Here is a 16,412-nt window from a genome sequence, read left to right on the forward strand (position 1 = left end):
CGGCCTTATCTGTTCATGCCGTTTTCTTTTCGGAATAGCATGTACGAGTAGATATACGGCGCAAAAACGGTAATCAAAATAATCGGCAGAATCACACCTGGACCGATGGCAAACAAGCCGTCAGCTATGATGAAGATGCCTGCGACGGTAAACACCTTCGCCCCGAATCTGTGGGTTTTTTTCCAAATCTCATCACTGCTCAATGTCCAAGGGTTTTTAATGCCCATAAAGAAATTGGGACGGACCCGCGGAAGGTAATTGCCGATTACGATCAGAAGAGCCCCAACAAGGACCGGGGCGATGCTCCGGGTCGGCAGATCGTATCCGAGTCCGGACAGCACCATCAATAGATTGATCAAAGAAAAGATCACCATCATCGCATTGACGAGAATATCATACGTTTTTGAAAACAGGCGGTAGTTTTTCTTGCGGGGGTCGATTTTTGGCGTGACGGCCATCAAGCCGTACACAACGACAAGCAGTCCCATCGCAGTCAGCATCGCTTCCATTTTTGGGGCATAGCGGTCGACTTCGCCTGAGGACGACCAATGGATCGGGACCTGGTCGGCCATGTGCGGGTACGCGAATACCCAAACCAACAGATTGATGATCATTATAGATAGCGGAAATATGTGCTTCTTCATTTTGCATCTCCTTCGTCTTTTCCATTTTGTTCAGTAAAGCTGAAAGCCCAGCTGATAATATCTTGAAACATCGTCGTATTCAGCGAGTAAATGATGAATTGCCCTTTTTTTTCATCCTGAATTAATTCGGCCTGTTTTAAGATTTTTAGATGCTGGGAGATACTCGGCTTTGACATTTGAAAATGGCCGGCGATTTCACCGGCAGTCATGTCCCGTTCTTTCAGCAGATTCAATATTTTTCTCCTAGTCGGATCGGCCAATGCTTTAAAGGTTTGATTCATGTTTAACATCCTTGATATTTAGGTATTTAGTTATTTAACTAAATGCTAAAGTATTTCCCTGAAGAAGTCAAGAGACACGAAAAAATAATATGAGATGTTAAACTTCTGGTATCCGTCAAGCTGTTTCGTTTCCTCGACTGTGACGTCTGTGACGCGTGAAAACGGGCTTCCTTTTTGGACGGCTTTCAGAAACTGTTTCAGGCTTTCTTCAGGCCCTTCGGCACGGATCTCCACAGTGCCGTTATCGCGGTTTTTGACCCAACCGGTCAGTTTCTGTTTATCCGCCTCCATTTGTACGAAGTAGCGGAAGCCGACGCCTTGGACGCGTCCGTCAACAATGATCCGATATTGAAGCACCCTAGAACACCCCTTTTCTTCTATGCTATCATATTTCCCGTTTTTCGATCACGGGATGGACATGAAGAATGCGAATCGCTACAATATGAAAATATAGGAAGGGCGTGATGATTTGGATCAAAAAGAGTATGAGATTTCGTCAATTTATGTAGGATCGCCGGAGGTATGCGAATTTGAAGGGAAGAAAGTGGAGACGGCGATTTTTAAACGTCCCGCCGGCTCTCCCGTATTTTTGAGCAGGACGAATTTTGACGGCGACAAGCAGGCCGATCTCGTCCATCACGGGGGCGCGGATAAGGCCGTGTGCGTCTATCCGGCTGACCATTATCCGTATTGGGAGAACGCGCTTGGCGAAAAGCTTCCTCAGGCTGCATTCGGCGAAAATCTGTCTGTCAAAGGATTAACCGAACAAGATGTATGCATTGGTGACATTTTCAAGCTCGGTGAAGCGCTGGTGCAGGTGAGCCAGCCGCGGCAGCCTTGTTTTAAGCTCGCCAAAAAGCTGAATGTCAAAGATATGGTGCTGAAAGTAAGGGACACCGGCTACAGCGGCTTTTATTTCAGGGTGCTGGAAGAAGGGATCGTTGCACCTGATTCGCGGCTGCGCTTCGTCTCCCGTGACGCGCACGAAATCACTGTCGCATATGCAAACCGTTTGATGTACCATGACCGGAATAATCAGCCAGCCATTCGGAAGATCCTTGAGGTCGAGGCTTTGTCAGAAAGCTGGAGGGCGGCATTTATAAAGCAGCTGGGCGCATAAAAAAAGCCGCACCGGAAAAACGGTGCGGCGTCATGATTATTTTTTTACAGTGTCAAGCAGATTCGCTAAAAAGTGCGTTTTGTAGCTTTGAAGCTTTCTTCCTTCATACGTCGTCATCCCCAGTTTTTTCAATTCTTGAACATACCAGCCTTTGCTTCCGTAATGCATGTCAGAAAACTCCTTTCCATCATGGATTAATTGGCATTCTAACATCCATCCAAAAGCGTTGAAAAGGGGCATAACGAAATTTTCAAAAACTGATTCTTTCGAATCAGTCTAAAGGTATGAATCGAAAGGTTAACGATAGATCAGACTGGTGATGACCATCGCAAGAATCAACATGCTGAGAACGATTCCGATGTATTTCAAAAAACCGTTCTTTTTTTTATGGGCATATACGGTTAATATCACGCTTTCGATGAAAAAAATCAGTCCGATGATGGCAAACAACATAAATAAAAGAGCTCCTTTCAGCCATGCTGTTTTTTATTGTAACATAAAAAACCCGGACTTTGACGGCAGTCCGGGTTTGCGCTTATCGATTAATCCAGCTTCGTTAAAATGACCGGTTCGCCTTTCGTGATCACGATCGTATGCTCGATCTGCGCCACCAGGCTTCCGTCAGGCGTTTTGAACGTCCAGCCGTCTCCTGTTTCTACAACATGTTCGGCTTTGGTCGAAACAAACGGCTCCAGTGCGATGACGGTTCCGTTTTTGAAGAGCACGCTGTCAAACGGATCATAGTAGTTTAGAATGTGATTCGGCGCTTCGTGAAGCTTTTTTCCGATCCCGTGGCCGGTCAGGTTTTTAATGACGGTAAATCCGTTTGCCTTCGCTTCGTTGTATACGGCTCTGCCGATTTGGTTTTGTTTTTTTCCGGCCCGCGCCTGCTCGAGCCCTTTTTGAAAAGCGCTTTCTGCGCATTGGCACAGCTTGTGCAGCGTTTCATCGCCATTGCCCAATACGAATGAAATTCCGGTGTCTGAATAGTAGCCGCCGAATTCAGCCGAAATGTCGATATTGATCAAATCTCCTTCTTTTAAAATCGTAGAAGTGCTCGGAATGCCGTGGGCCACTTCATCATTGACGCTGATGCACGTCGTTCCCGGGAAATCGTATTCTTTCTCCGGAGCTGATGCGGCTCCGTGGGCTTCAAGCACCTGCTTTCCGATCAGATCGAGCTCTTTTGTACTCATGCCGGGCTCGGCTTTTGCCTTCATTTCTTCCCTCGCCAAAGCGACGATTCTGCCGATTTTTTTGAGCCCTTCAAGCTCTTGGTCATTCGTTACAATCACAGTTCATTCCCGCTTTCTTTTTTTATATTCTACATCAAGCTTACCATATCTGTTCCCGAAAAAGGAACAGCGCGGCCTGGCGGCGAAAAAACACCTGCCTTCCGTCTAAGAAAGCAGGTGTTTTTGATCATTGTCCGGACTCCGATGTCGTTGCTTTAGATGCGTCGGATTCGGAGCTTTTCGGATTATGATTGGTGTAGTCGTAGTCGTTCGGATCGATTGCCTTGAATCCTTTCGGTTTATAGAACCGCAGCAAATCTCCGTCGACGATTTTATCCGACATTTCAAGCTCTTTTTTCACCGATTCATCGATGTTCGGATCGACGTCTTTTTCGCTGAGGAGCTTGCCTGTCTTCGTATCGTAGTAGTTTCCGTTCGTTTTCGTGTACTTCGGCGAAATGAAGTCGCCGTTTCTGAACGGAATCACTTCGCGGTGTTCAGGAGACAGAAGGTCGGAACCGCTCATCAAGTAATCTTTCGTATCCACGCCCATCAAGTGAAGCAGGGTAGGTTCCACATCGACTTCGCCGCCGTATTTGTGGGATTTTACCCCTTTGACACCCGGTGCGTGGATGAACAGCGGAACCCGCTGTAATTGAGCATTCTCATACGGTGTAATATCTTTGCCCAATACTTTGGACATCGCTTTATTATGGTTTTCAGAAATGCCGTAGTGGTCGCCGTACATGACCACAATCGTATTATCATACAATCCTGATTTTTTCAGATCGTTGAAAAACTGTTCGAGCGCCTGATCCATGTAATGAGCCGATTGGAAATACTGGTCAACGACGCTGTCGCCCGTGTTTCCGGCCGGGAAGTCTGTATCGCCTTCATCCATTTCAAACGGGAAATGGTTTGACAGCGTGATGAACTTCGTATAGAACGGCTGCTTCAGGCTATTTAACAGCGGCATGGATTCTTTGAAGAACGGTATATCCTTCATGCCGTAGTTTTTCGTATTCTCTTCGCTCATATCGTAGTACGTCGCGTCGAAAAATTTGTCATATCCGATGGCTTTGTACATTTCATTGCGGTTCCAGAACGTTTTGTAGTTGCCGTGGAAAACCGCGGATGTATAGCCTTGGGATTTCAAAATCGCCGGTGCCGACTGAAGCGTGTTTTGCGCTTTATTGATGAATACCGAACCTTGTGATAAAGGATACAGCGAGTTGTCCATCATAAATTCGGCGTCTGATGTTTTACCTTGTCCAGTTTGGTGGAAAAAGTTATCGAAATAGAACGTTTCATTGTCGTGTGCCAGCGAGTTTAAAAACGGCGTAACTTCTTTGCCGTCAACCTTATAGTCGATGATAAAATTCTGCAGCGATTCCATCGAAATATAGACGACGTTCATGCCTTTCGCTTTTCCGAAATACTTAGGATCCGGCTTATCATAATTGGCTTTGATATAGTTTTCGACGTCTGTAACATCGCTTGATTTTGCAAAGGCGCGCTGGCTGTTTGACCTGATGTTTTGAACCGCGTCGTAGATTGTGAAGTTGTATGTGCCCAAATACTTCACAAGGTAGTTCCGGTCAAATGAGCGGGTGAGAAGCTCCGGACGGTCCATCTCCGCAACTGCAAGATTGGCGAGAAAGACCAGGATGCTTGCACCCATTACGATTTTAAACGGACGCTTTGTCGTTTTTTCAGACGGTCTGTTATAAAAAACGGCCAATGCGATCAATATGATCGTATCGATAAAATAAAAGACATCGAGAGGATGCATTAATGAGAAAATACTGTCCCCGAGCTGTCCGCCGTTTGTTCTTGCCTGCATGATCGTAGGCAGCGTGATAAAGTCACTGAAAAATCTGTAGTATACGATGTTTGCGTAAAGCAAAAAAGACATTAAAAAATGAATCACTATTATGGCTGTCTGCTGTAATTTTTTCTTGAACAGAAGTCCAAATCCAAGAAAGAACAAGCTTGAGCTAATCGGATTCACAAAAAGCAAAATCTTTTGTACTATGTTGGTTATTCCTAAATTAAATTCAATTACATAAGCAGCATACGTTTTTAGCCATAGCAATACAACGGCTATCAGAAAAAAGGCAAGCCCTCTTTCCTTTATAAATCTTTTCATTGTTACACTCCTTTTTCCGGATCAGCATAAAACCATCGGAACGAAAGAAAAAACGAATGTATAAAATATACCATGAAATGCCGATTTAGAAAAGCGTTAACTGAGCCGGCCGAAGAAACGGCAAAACCCCCGGCGGAAAACGGTTTTTTGAGGATTTTTCAGCGATCTGGAAATATTTTGCGCAGACTAGTATTGGCTCTGTTATTGTTTTATGGCAGACTGATTTATAATATGAATGAAAAAGGCTGGTGAGAACATGGATTTCTCATATCTAATCTCTGAGGACAGAATTAAGCGGGCGATTGAGGACGGGGAGTTTGACAGGCTGCCGGGAATGGGCAAGCCGCTTAAAAAAGATGAAGCAGCCCATGTTCCAGAAGATCTCCGGATGGCTTACAGGGTGCTGAAAAACGCCGGAATGGCCGGTGATGAAGGGGCTTTGAAAAAAGAGCTGATGACCATTGAAGAATTGATCGCCAAATGTACGGACGAAAGCGAACGCGAGCGGTTGATGGAAAGAAAAACGGAAAACAGGCTCAAGCTTGACAGGCTTGCAGACAAAAAAGGCCTGTTCGACAAACCTGCGTCCGCTTTTTATAAAGATAAGGTGTATCGCCGGTTCGGCCGTTAGCAGAAATAGAGGCAGACCTTAAAGGTCTGTTTTTTTATTTTTTTGAAAGCGCTGTAAAAAATCTGTTGACTACTTGTATATACAGATATACAATAAAAGCATAACATGTATATACAAGTATAGAACGGAGGGGTTGGCATGGGGGAACTGAACAGATCTGCACGGCAAATTGCCGATGCTATCGGCGGTGCGGAAAATATAGCAGCGGCCACTCACTGTGTGACTCGTTTGCGATTTGCATTAATAGATGAAAGCAAGGTTGATCAAGAGGCGCTTGATCAAATTGACGTCGTGAAGGGATCGTTTTCGGCGAACGGCCAGTTTCAGGTGGTGATCGGCCAGGGGACGGTCAACAGCGTATACGCCGAGTTCGTGAAGGAAACAGGAATCGGCGAAGCCACGAAGGATGATGTGAAGAAAGCTGCTGAGAAAAAGATGAATCCTTTGCAGCGTGCCGTGAAAACGCTTGCAGATATTTTTATTCCGATTTTGCCGGCAATTGTTACAGCTGGATTGCTGATGGGGATCAACAATATTTTAACGGCACAGGACATTTTCTTCAGCGGGAAGTCGATCGTTCAAGTTTATCCGCAGTGGGCTGATCTGGCCAATATGATCAATTTGATTGCGGGAACGGCATTCGCCTTTCTGCCTGCCTTAATCGGCTGGTCGGCCGTGAAGCGTTTCGGCGGCAATCCGCTTCTTGGGATCGTGCTCGGCGTCATGCTGGTGCATCCGGATCTCTTAAACGCCTGGGGATACGGTGCTGCGGAGCAAAGCGGAAAAATCCCCGTTTGGAACCTTTTCGGCCTTGAGGTGCAGAAGGTCGGGTACCAGGGGCAGGTGCTGCCGATATTGATCGCTTCCTATTTGCTTGCGAAAATTGAGCTGTTTTTAACGAAGCGGACTCCCGAAAGCATTCAGCTGCTCGTCGTTGCTCCGATCACGCTGCTTGTGACAGGCTTTGCGTCGTTTATCATCATCGGGCCGGTTACATTTGCAATTGGAAACGCTTTAACTTCCGGGTTTATTGCGGTATTCGGCACATTCGCAGCTCTTGGGGGCCTCTTGTACGGCGGGTTGTACTCGGCCCTCGTCATAACCGGAATGCATCACACGTTCCTTGCGGTTGACCTGCAGCTCATCGGCTCTAAGCTCGGCGGGACATTTTTATGGCCGATGCTCGCGCTCTCCAATATCGCTCAAGGGTCGGCGGCGCTTGCGATGATGTTCATTGTAAAAGATGAAAAACAAAAAGGGCTTTCTTTAACATCAGGTATTTCCGCTTATCTCGGCATTACAGAACCGGCGATATTCGGGGTGAACCTGCGGTACAGGTTTCCGTTTATCATCGCGATGATCAGCTCCGGGCTTGCCGGAATGTATATTTCCTCACAAGGCGTTTTGGCGAGCTCTGTCGGAGTCGGCGGCGTCCCGGGCATTTTCTCAATCATGAGCCAGTATTGGGGCGCGTTTGCGATCGGAATGGCTATTGTGCTGGTGGCGCCGTTTGCCGGAACATACGTCTATGCAAGAATGAAACAAAAATCCTAAACGGGAAGAGACGCATGTTGCGGTCTCTTTTCCCTTTTCAATAGAAAGAAAGTGGTGGTGCTGATAATGGAAACGAAACAACAGCCATGGTGGAAAACAGCCGTGGTCTATCAAATCTATCCGAAAAGCTTCAACGACACGACAGGAAGCGGTGTCGGCGATATTCAGGGCATCATCGAAAAGCTTGATTACATAAAAGAGCTTTCCTGTGATGTCATTTGGCTGACGCCGATCTACGAATCTCCTCAACGTGACAACGGCTATGACATCAGCGACTATTACCGGATTCATGAAGATTACGGAACAATGGAGGACTTTGAGCGGTTGTTGGAGGAAGCCCACAAACGCGGCTTAAAGGTGATCATGGATCTTGTCGTCAACCATACGTCGACAGAGCACAGATGGTTTAAAGAAGCATCATCGGCGAAAGACAATCCTTACCGGAATTTTTATATTTGGAAGGATGGGAAGCCGGACGGATCAGAGCCGACGAACTGGGAGTCGAAATTCGGCGGCTCCGCATGGGCATTTGATGAAAAGACGGGTCAATATTATCTCCATCTTTACGATGTGACGCAGGCTGATTTGAATTGGGAGAATGAAGAGGTCAGAAAAAAAGTATATGAGATGATGCATTTCTGGTTCGAAAAAGGGATTGACGGCTTCAGGCTCGACGTCATCAATGTCATTTCCAAAGACCAGCGCTTTCCGGATGACGACCAAGGAGACGGACGGAGGTTTTATACAGACGGTCCGCGCGTTCACGAATTTTTGCATGAAATGAACAGGGAAGTCTTTTCACAATATGACAGCATGACAGTCGGAGAAATGTCATCGACATCAATTGCCGATTGCATCAAATACACGAACCCTGACAGTCAAGAGCTGAATATGGTGTTTAACTTCCATCATTTAAAGGTCGACTATCCAAACGGGGAAAAGTGGAGCTTAAGCGAATTTGATTTCTTGAAATTAAAGAAGATTCTTTCTGAATGGCAGACGGAGATGAATAAAGGAGGCGGCTGGAATGCGCTGTTCTGGTGCAACCACGATCAGCCGCGGATCGTCTCGCGCTACGGGGACGACGGGAAGCACCGCAAAAAATCGGCGAAAATGCTGGCGACGGCGATCCATATGCTGCAAGGCACCCCTTACATTTATCAAGGTGAAGAAATCGGAATGACCAATCCGAAATTTGATGATATTTCGCAGTATCGGGATGTGGAATCTATAAATATGTATTGCTTAATGAAAGAAGAAGGAAAGCCCGAACAAGAGATCATCGGCATCTTAAAAGCGAAATCGCGCGATAATTCGCGGACACCGATGCAATGGAACGGCGGGGAAAACGCAGGGTTTACGACGGGAACGCCTTGGATTCCGATTCCCGCAAACTACAAAGACATCAATGCCGAGGAAGCGCTGCAAGATCCCGATTCGGTTTTTTACCATTATAAAAAGCTGAATGAGCTGCGGAAAGAATACGAGATTATCACAACAGGCGATTTTCAGCTCATTCTTGAAGGCGATCCGCAGCTTTTCGCATATATAAGAAACGGAAAAAACGAAAAGCTCCTCGTCATCAATAATTTCTACGGCAAGGAAACCGAGTTCCGCCTGCCTGAAACTATCGATTGCGAAGGGTATTCTGCCGAGGTTCTGATCACAAACGATCCGGAGATTCCGGAACAATTCGGCCGTTTTACGGTAAAGCCTTATCAATCGATAGTTTATCATCTTGCCAAACCATGCTAAACTAAGCTGGGTGGTAAAAAATGAAAGTCAACAAATATGTCATGATTTATAAAGAAATCGCCGAACAAATCGATCAGGGCATCCTGAACGCCGGCGATATCCTGCCGTCGGAACACGATCTGACAGACCGGCACGACACGTCGAGGGAAACCGTTCGAAAAGCGCTGAATATGCTTGCTCAAAACGGCTACATTCAAAAAATCAGGGGAAAAGGATCAGTCGTCCTCAACAGGGAAAAAATGCAGTTCCCGGTTTCCGGACTGGTCAGTTTTAAAGAGCTTTCCGAAACGCTTGGAAGAGAGACGAGCACGACCGTACATGAATTCGGCTTGACCCATCCGGGTGTATATATCCAAAAACAGCTTCGGATCAAAGAAGACGAAGAGGTATGGCGAGTCGTCAGGTCCCGGACAATCAACGGAGAGCGCGTCATCCTTGATAAGGATTATTTTATCCGTAAAAGCGTCCCGCTTTTAACGAAAGAGATATGCGAGGATTCCATTTATCAATATATTGAGGAGGAGCTTGGACTCGCGATCAGCTATGCCCACAAGGAAATCGTCGTTGAGCCGTGTACGGAAACGGATCAAACATATTTGGATTTAAACGGATATGAGCACATCGTCGTCGTGAAAAACTATGTGTTCCTCGATGACACGACACTGTTTCAATATACGGAAAGCAGACACCGGCTTGATAAATTCCGGTTTGTCGATTTTGCAAGACGGGAAAAGTAGCACGGTTCGCCTGACGGCGGCCGTGTTTTTTTGTGTGGAGCCGTTTCTCATCGCGTCCAATCTGAATATGATGCCAAAGGCAAGGCATGAGAAATGGAGGCTATGCGAATGATTCATGAGACCGTTAAGGTTGGAAAGAACGTGGTATTGGGAGAAGGTGCCGTCATTGAAGAAAACGTGGCGATCGGGGATGACGTGACGATCGGCCACCATGCGATCATCAAGAAGGATACACAGCTCGGAAGCGGAGTGATGATCGGCGATTTGGCCGTACTCGGCAAAGAGACTTCTTCAAATAAAAAAATGGCGCGCCAGCCGAAAAAAGCAGGCGGACCTTTGGTGATTGAAGATGGATCCGTCATCGGTTCAAACGTTGTCATCTACAGAGACGTCCGCTTGGGAAAGGGCGTGTTTGTGGGCGATATGGCAAGCATCCGCGAAAATGTAACAGTCGGAGAAGAAAGCATCATCGGCCGAAGCGCCATGGTTGAGAACAATACAAAGATCGGGTGCAGGGTTACCGTCCAAACGGGATGCTATATCACCGCCGATATGGAAATCGAAGATCAAGTATTCATCGGTCCGTGCTGTTCAACATCAAATGATAAATATATGGGAACGGGAAATTATCAATATAAAGGTCCAACGATTAAAAGGGGAGCAAAAATCGGCAACAATGCGACATTGCTGCCATCTGTCGTTATCGGAGAACACGCCGTAATCGGCGCCGGAGCCGTCATCACAAGAGATATTCCCGCCGGAAAAACCGCTTACGGCAACCCGGGCAGGGTGATGAAATAACCGTCTTCTATAGAAAGACGGTTTTTGGTTTTGAAGGAATAAATGTTAAATAACGAAGGAGCGACAGGCCCAACGGGACCAGCCAGCTCTCAAACAGCGCTTTTCTTTACAAATATCTCAGGTTCTATTTCAGCCTATAATCCGCCGACTGTTCCGTTAAATACTGAAGTAACTGTATGCAGCGGTTAAAATGTTAAAATCGATTATGCTCTGGCAGTAGAGGATGTAAATACAGCAAAATTAGTATTGAATCACACTGAGACGGAACTCTGCTTCAAACTAGAATATTTAATAGAAATCTTACGGCAGCTGGAACACAAAAATTCCCGTTAGCTAGCACTTTTGTTGATACTGTACCTGACGCTGCAAACTGTTACCTATACAGTTAGAAAAGCCGTAACAACAGCTGCAAACGTAGCTTCTGCAGCAGCTTTCAATAGAGATTTAAATATAATTCGATTCCCTTAGAGAAGAGGGAGATGTTCTTTTAGAGCATCTCTCTTTATTTTTAAATAAGTTTTAAGAGAATTCATTTTTTAACAATATAGTAGACGCTCAAACTTTAGCTATAAATGTGTTTTAATCGTATGGAAAACAACGTGACCGAGTGATATATGAATTCATAGTATATGCTAGCTTCAATCTTTAAATTAACTATTGAAGCAAATCTAAGAAAAGGAGGTAAAATCCTATATGTCGATTCAAAATGTAGTTGTTAATGGGGGTTTCGAGACAGGGACACTCCCACCTTGGGTTGGCCAAAATGCAACGGTCACTACTCAGTTTTCTCATTCGGGTTTTTGGTCGACAACATTGCTGGGTGGAAATGTAGTATCATTTATAGCTCAATTTGCCCCAGTTAACCCTGGAGAGGGTTTAGAATTTCTAGTGTCTTTGGCCAAATCGGGATTTTTACCGTCTCCTCAAGTGCAGATACAGGTTTCGTTTTTTGATAGTTCATTTAACTTCCTTGGACAGGGGCTATTTGTTAATATTCCATTTAATAGATTACCGGTTGTAGAAAATAACACATGGATTGAAATCTATCAAACGACAGATCCTGCTCCTGTGGGTTCTACTATGGCGTTTATTTTGATTAATACTCTTCCGCAATTTGGAACTGCTAATGTCATAGTAGACGATGTAGCACTTTTACAGACTGATGGAGCGGCAGGTCCGACAGGTCCAACAGGAGCAACAGGTCCGACGGGAGCAACCGGCCCGACAGGTCCGACGGGAGCAACCGGCCCGACAGGTCCGACGGGAGCGACAGGTCCAACAGGAGCAACAGGTCCGACGGGAGCGACAGGTCCAACAGGAGCAACAGGTCCGACGGGAGCGACAGGTCCAACAGGAGCAACCGGCCCGACAGGTCCGACAGGAGCAACAGGAGCGACAGGCCCGACAGGAGCAACCGGCCCGACAGGAGCAACTGGAGTGACAGGCCCGACAGGTCCAACAGGAGCAACTGGAGCAACCGGCCCAACGGGAGCAACAGGTCCGACAGGAGCAACAGGTCCAACGGGAGCAACCGGTCCAACGGGGGCAACCGGTCCGACAGGAGCAACCGGCGCAACAGGAGCGACAGGCCCAACGGGAGCAACCGGCCCAACGGGAGCAACAGGAGCGACAGGCCCGACAGGTCCGACGGGAGCAACCGGCCCGACAGGTCCGACGGGAGCGACAGGTCCGACAGGAGCAACCGGTCCAACGGGAGCAACAGGTCCGACAGGAGCAACCGGAGCAACAGGAGCGACAGGCCCAACGGGAGCAACCGGCCCGACAGGTCCGACGGGAGCGACAGGTCCAACAGGAGCGACAGGTCCGACGGGAGCAACCGGCCCGACAGGTCCGACGGGAACGACAGGTCCAACAGGAGCGACAGGTGCGACAGGAGCAACCGGCCCAACGGGAGCAACAGGAGCGACAGGCCCGACAGGCCCAACGGGAGCAACAGGAGCGACAGGCCCGACAGGAGCGACAGGTCCAACAGGAGCGACAGGTCCGACGGGAGCGACAGGTCCAACAGGAGCAACCGGTCCGACGGGAGCGACAGGTCCGACAGGTCCAACAGGAGCGACAGGCCCGACAGGAGCAACCGGCCCGACAGGTCCGACGGGAGCAACCGGTCCGACAGGCTCAACGGGAGCAACCGGCCCGACAGGTCCGACGGGAGCGACAGGTCCAACAGGAGCAACCGGCGCAACAGGAGCGACAGGTCCGACGGGAGCAACCGGCGCAACAGGAGCGACAGGCCCGACAGGTTCGACGGGAGCAACAGGAGCGACAGGCCCAACTGGAGCAACCGGTCCGACAGGAGCAACCGGCCCGACAGGTTCGACGGGAGCAACAGGAGCGACAGGTCCGACGGGAGCGACAGGTCCAACAGGAGCGACAGGTGCGACAGGAGCAACCGGCCCAACGGGAGCAACAGGTCCGACGGGAGCAACAGGAGCGACAGGCCCGACAGGTTCGACGGGAGCAACAGGAGCGACAGGCCCGACAGGAGCAACAGGAGCGACAGGCCCGACAGGCCCGACAGGTCCAACCGGAGCAACAGGAGCGACAGGCCCAACAGGAGCAACCGGAGCAACAGGAGCGACAGGCCCAACAGGAGCGACAGGCCCGACAGGCCCGACAGGTTCGACGGGAGCAACAGGAGCGACAGGCCCAACAGGAGCAACCGGTCCAACGGGAGCAACCGGCCCGACAGGAGCAACCGGCGCAACAGGAGCGACAGGTCCAACAGGAGCAACAGGAGCGACAGGAGCAACCGGCCCGACAGGAGCAACCGGCCCGACAGGAGCAACCGGCCCAACGGGAGCAACAGGAGCAACGGGAGCAACAGGAGCGACAGGAGCAACCGGCCCAACCGGTCCAACCGGTCCGACAGGCCCAACAGGCCCAACCGGCCCGACGGGTCCAACCGGTCCAACCGGCGCATAACAAACAGCAATTTAACTGTTGTATAGCTTATTTCTAACCAATTTGTATATTTGGAATCGCGGAAGGTTTAAGGGGTGCATGAAAGCTTCGGTTTTCATGCGCCTCTTTTTATATACTGAAAGGAAGAAATACTTTCACGTAAAAAAGGACTGCCGATAAGCTAAGGCAGTCCTTTCTTTTTTTATATTAATCAATCAAATTGTCAGTAAATGTTTAATCTCCATTTTTAGTTCATCAATGTTTTGTTTATATGTTTCACCTCTGGAGCTTAAACTCAAATCAAAGTAGTGCTCCATTTTTTCAATCAGCGGTTTGACGCACCTTTTCCTCTCTTCCTGATCAAGATGCTGTGTAAAACTATTGCTTTGGTAATCAATTGCAGTGTCCGCGTAGACTTTTCCAAGCGTATAGTACTTCATCGCGGCTCGCTCGGTCGGCTCAAGCTCATTCCATTTGATGTTCGGCAAATAGATTTCTTTGCTGAAATGGTTGATGATATATTCCATTACATAAATAATAGACGGAATTCTTTTAGCGACATTGTAGGTGAAATTATCCTGGTGCCTGCGGTAGCAATAGGCAGGTTTGTGAACGTATCGGCGTTTCCAGCCGCGTTTGATGTTTACAATGCTGTTGAGCGCGTCGCCGGCATATGGGTTTTTGGAATCGACCACCCAGGAATGGTTATGATCCCGGTAAAAAGACAGTTTGTATAGCCCCACCATTGGATACACGCCGGACCCGCTTCTTTCAAAAGTCCTGCGGACGGCTTCATCATCTGTATAAGGTTGATAGATCCAGCTCCCGATTCGATTTCCGTTTTTATCGACCAGCAAAAAGTCGCCGTACACATAATCCAAATCCTCTTGTTCAAGAAAATATGTGATAAAATCAGCGAGCACCTCTTCATGCGCCAAATAGTCATCCGCGCTGATAGGCATAACATATTCTCCAGAAGCTTCTTCAAAAATTTCTGCAAATGCCGTATCCGCCATGCCGGAATTTTCGCGATGGCATATCGCTTTGATATGGGGGTATTTGTCTTGATATGCACTGATAATGTCAAGGGAATCGTCTGTAGAACAGTCATCTACGATGATGATCTCGATGTTCGGGTACGATTGATTGATCACGGATTGAAGGCATTGGTCCAAAAAGCGGGCGTAGTTATAATTCACGATGCCGACCGTGATTTTGGGAGGATCAAAAAAGACGGTCCGGGTTTTTGTTTTTGCGGGTTTTGCAAATCGGGAGACGGTTTCCTCGATTGTTTTCATTTGTTTTTCTAATGAATAGTGTTCTTCGATAAAGGCGCGGTATTGGTTTGATGAATAGTCGTCTTCAGTGATCATTTCGACGAGTTCATCAATCGTATTCCATACATAAGGTTCATCATAGATCGTTTTGGCGCCGTAAAAATTGTGAACGAGCGGCTTCAGCCCTTTTGCCATCGCTTCCATTACCGACATTTGCTGGCTTTCTAAAAGGCTTGTCGAAATCAGGTAGTGCTTATCCTCCAAGTATTGATTAACATCACTTTGCCAGCCGTCGATTTGAACACTGCCTGCTAGACCAAGTTCTTCAATCATTTGCTGAAAGTATAATTGATAGCGGATGTCCTGGTACTGGCCTGCGATAAATAGCTTATATCTCGGGTCTTTGTCGTGGATGGCCTTAAACGCGTGCAATAAAAGCATCGGGCCTTTCTTGTAATTGATATATCCGACATAAGCGATATGAAATCCTTTTTCGCGCTCTCTAAACGTATACCGCTCTAAATCAACTCCGTTTGGAATCGTCACGGTCTTCGTTTTATCCAGGCTTTTCACATGCTTGACGATGTACTCCTCCATATGCTTACCATCAAAAATGACCTGGTCAATAACATCCCAGCGAACCTGATAAGGATACGATGTAAAAGCCTCATAGCTGTGAAGCCTGCAAATTAAGGTTTTTTCGTGAGCGAGAGGCAGTTTGCTTCCGTAAATGGTTAGGTTGTCGCACCATTCAAACCAGCAAATGTCCGCCCACTTCATCCCGTTGTCGATTTGTCTGAGATCTGTGATGATCAGTTTCAGTGCTCTGTATGATTTTGGGAGATGTTCGGCTACAGCGTGTATAAACGTATCTAAACCGGGTTTGACAAAAAAGACGATTTTCGGCCGAAGGCTTTCGACGCTTCGAAAAAGTTCGATTTTCTCGCGAAACAGTTTTTCTTTCTGTGCTTTATCCATAAAAAGAGCGGCATCATCATACCATTCACAGGCTTCTTGAAGGCGGCGCTTTTTCTCATTGATAAAACCTAAACTGACCAGCGAGGAAATCTCGAATGGATCGGTTTTCATTTTCTCCTCAATCAGCCGTTCAGCTTCGACCCATCTGTTTTCATCTATCATTTTAATGATGCCGTTGTCCGTAGCAGCGAGATCGAGTGAACACAGCAGCAGTTCCAATTCATTGTTTTGGGTCATCAAAATCCTCCTGTTAGACGTTGAATTTCACTAGTAATATCTATATTCACAAATAGAAAGAAGTTTCCGGGTGATCCATTGATTCATG

15 protein-coding genes are annotated in these 16,412 nt (G+C 47.5%); 7 read left to right on the forward strand and 8 right to left on the reverse strand.

From position 1 onward, the window contains the following. Positions 1 to 5: 5 nt before the first annotated feature. The 3 genes from NSQ39_RS04505 to NSQ39_RS04515 are packed head-to-tail and all read right to left on the reverse strand — an operon-like array spanning position 6 to position 1,282. On the reverse strand, positions 6 to 644 hold the full coding sequence (locus NSQ39_RS04505; RefSeq protein WP_046130373.1) for an SdpI family protein: 639 nt from the start codon (positions 642 to 644) through the stop codon (positions 6 to 8). Further along, positions 641 to 925, reverse strand: a complete 285-nt coding sequence (locus tag NSQ39_RS04510) for an autorepressor SdpR family transcription factor (RefSeq protein ID WP_046130372.1) — start codon at positions 923 to 925, stop codon at positions 641 to 643. The genes NSQ39_RS04505 and NSQ39_RS04510 overlap by 4 nt, the downstream gene beginning before the upstream one ends. Before the next feature lie 45 nt (positions 926 to 970). Further along, complete coding sequence (locus NSQ39_RS04515) at positions 971 to 1,282, reverse strand: acylphosphatase (protein WP_046130371.1); 312 nt, start codon at positions 1,280 to 1,282, stop codon at positions 971 to 973. A gap of 112 nt (positions 1,283 to 1,394) precedes the next feature. Here NSQ39_RS04515 and NSQ39_RS04520 point away from each other — a divergent pair, with 112 nt between their 5' ends. Then, positions 1,395 to 2,045: an MOSC domain-containing protein gene (locus NSQ39_RS04520; protein WP_175075905.1), complete on the forward strand. Its 651-nt coding sequence runs from the start codon at positions 1,395 to 1,397 to the stop codon at positions 2,043 to 2,045. Between the two features lie 36 nt (positions 2,046 to 2,081). On the opposite strand, the gene NSQ39_RS04525 is transcribed toward NSQ39_RS04520, so the two are convergent. The 4 genes from NSQ39_RS04525 to NSQ39_RS04540 form a co-directional block, all read right to left on the reverse strand. Next, positions 2,082 to 2,213: a YflJ family protein gene (locus NSQ39_RS04525; protein ID WP_065894194.1), complete on the reverse strand. Its 132-nt coding sequence runs from the start codon at positions 2,211 to 2,213 to the stop codon at positions 2,082 to 2,084. 129 nt (positions 2,214 to 2,342) lie between these two features. Beyond that, entirely contained in the window at positions 2,343 to 2,498 is a 156-nt protein-coding gene (locus NSQ39_RS04530; RefSeq protein WP_099047022.1) for a hypothetical protein, read from the reverse strand. 89 nt (positions 2,499 to 2,587) lie between these two features. Further along, positions 2,588 to 3,340, reverse strand: coding sequence for a type I methionyl aminopeptidase (gene map, locus NSQ39_RS04535; protein ID WP_341014306.1), 753 nt, complete (start codon positions 3,338 to 3,340; stop codon positions 2,588 to 2,590). Positions 3,341 to 3,467: 127 nt separating this feature from the next. Then, on the reverse strand, positions 3,468 to 5,429 hold the full coding sequence (locus tag NSQ39_RS04540; RefSeq protein WP_046130368.1) for an LTA synthase family protein: 1,962 nt from the start codon (positions 5,427 to 5,429) through the stop codon (positions 3,468 to 3,470). Between the two features lie 256 nt (positions 5,430 to 5,685). Here NSQ39_RS04540 and NSQ39_RS04545 point away from each other — a divergent pair, with 256 nt between their 5' ends. The 6 genes from NSQ39_RS04545 (at position 5,686) to NSQ39_RS04570 (ending at position 13,853) form a co-directional block, all read left to right on the forward strand. Next, complete coding sequence (locus NSQ39_RS04545) at positions 5,686 to 6,060, forward strand: DnaJ family domain-containing protein (RefSeq protein WP_046130366.1); 375 nt, start codon at positions 5,686 to 5,688, stop codon at positions 6,058 to 6,060. Positions 6,061 to 6,198: 138 nt separating this feature from the next. Then, complete coding sequence (gene treP / locus NSQ39_RS04550; RefSeq protein ID WP_175075906.1) at positions 6,199 to 7,614, forward strand: PTS system trehalose-specific EIIBC component; 1,416 nt, start codon at positions 6,199 to 6,201, stop codon at positions 7,612 to 7,614. Positions 7,615 to 7,680: 66 nt separating this feature from the next. Further along, positions 7,681 to 9,369 carry an alpha,alpha-phosphotrehalase gene (gene treC, locus NSQ39_RS04555; protein WP_046130364.1) on the forward strand — a complete coding sequence of 563 codons (1,689 nt, stop codon included), beginning with the start codon at positions 7,681 to 7,683 and terminating at the stop codon, positions 9,367 to 9,369. Positions 9,370 to 9,389: 20 nt separating this feature from the next. After that, a complete protein-coding gene (gene treR, locus NSQ39_RS04560; RefSeq protein WP_046130363.1) occupies positions 9,390 to 10,106 on the forward strand; it encodes a trehalose operon repressor in 717 nt (238 codons plus the stop codon). A 108-nt stretch (positions 10,107 to 10,214) separates the two neighbouring features. Continuing rightward, positions 10,215 to 10,907 (forward strand): N-acetyltransferase, encoded by a 693-nt coding sequence (locus NSQ39_RS04565; protein WP_046130362.1) that lies wholly within the window; start codon positions 10,215 to 10,217, stop codon positions 10,905 to 10,907. Between the two features lie 693 nt (positions 10,908 to 11,600). Next, positions 11,601 to 13,853 (forward strand): NTTRR-F1 domain, encoded by a 2,253-nt coding sequence (locus NSQ39_RS04570; protein ID WP_341014309.1) that lies wholly within the window; start codon positions 11,601 to 11,603, stop codon positions 13,851 to 13,853. Between the two features lie 194 nt (positions 13,854 to 14,047). Here NSQ39_RS04570 and NSQ39_RS04575 read toward each other — a convergent pair whose 3' ends face one another. Further along, positions 14,048 to 16,324: a glycosyltransferase gene (locus NSQ39_RS04575; protein ID WP_175076914.1), complete on the reverse strand. Its 2,277-nt coding sequence runs from the start codon at positions 16,322 to 16,324 to the stop codon at positions 14,048 to 14,050. Positions 16,325 to 16,412: the final 88 nt, after the last annotated feature.

Origin of the sequence: Bacillus sp. FSL W8-0848 (assembly GCF_038007805.1) — a bacterium.
Taxonomy (GTDB): Bacteria; Bacillota; Bacilli; order Bacillales; family Bacillaceae; genus Bacillus; species Bacillus glycinifermentans.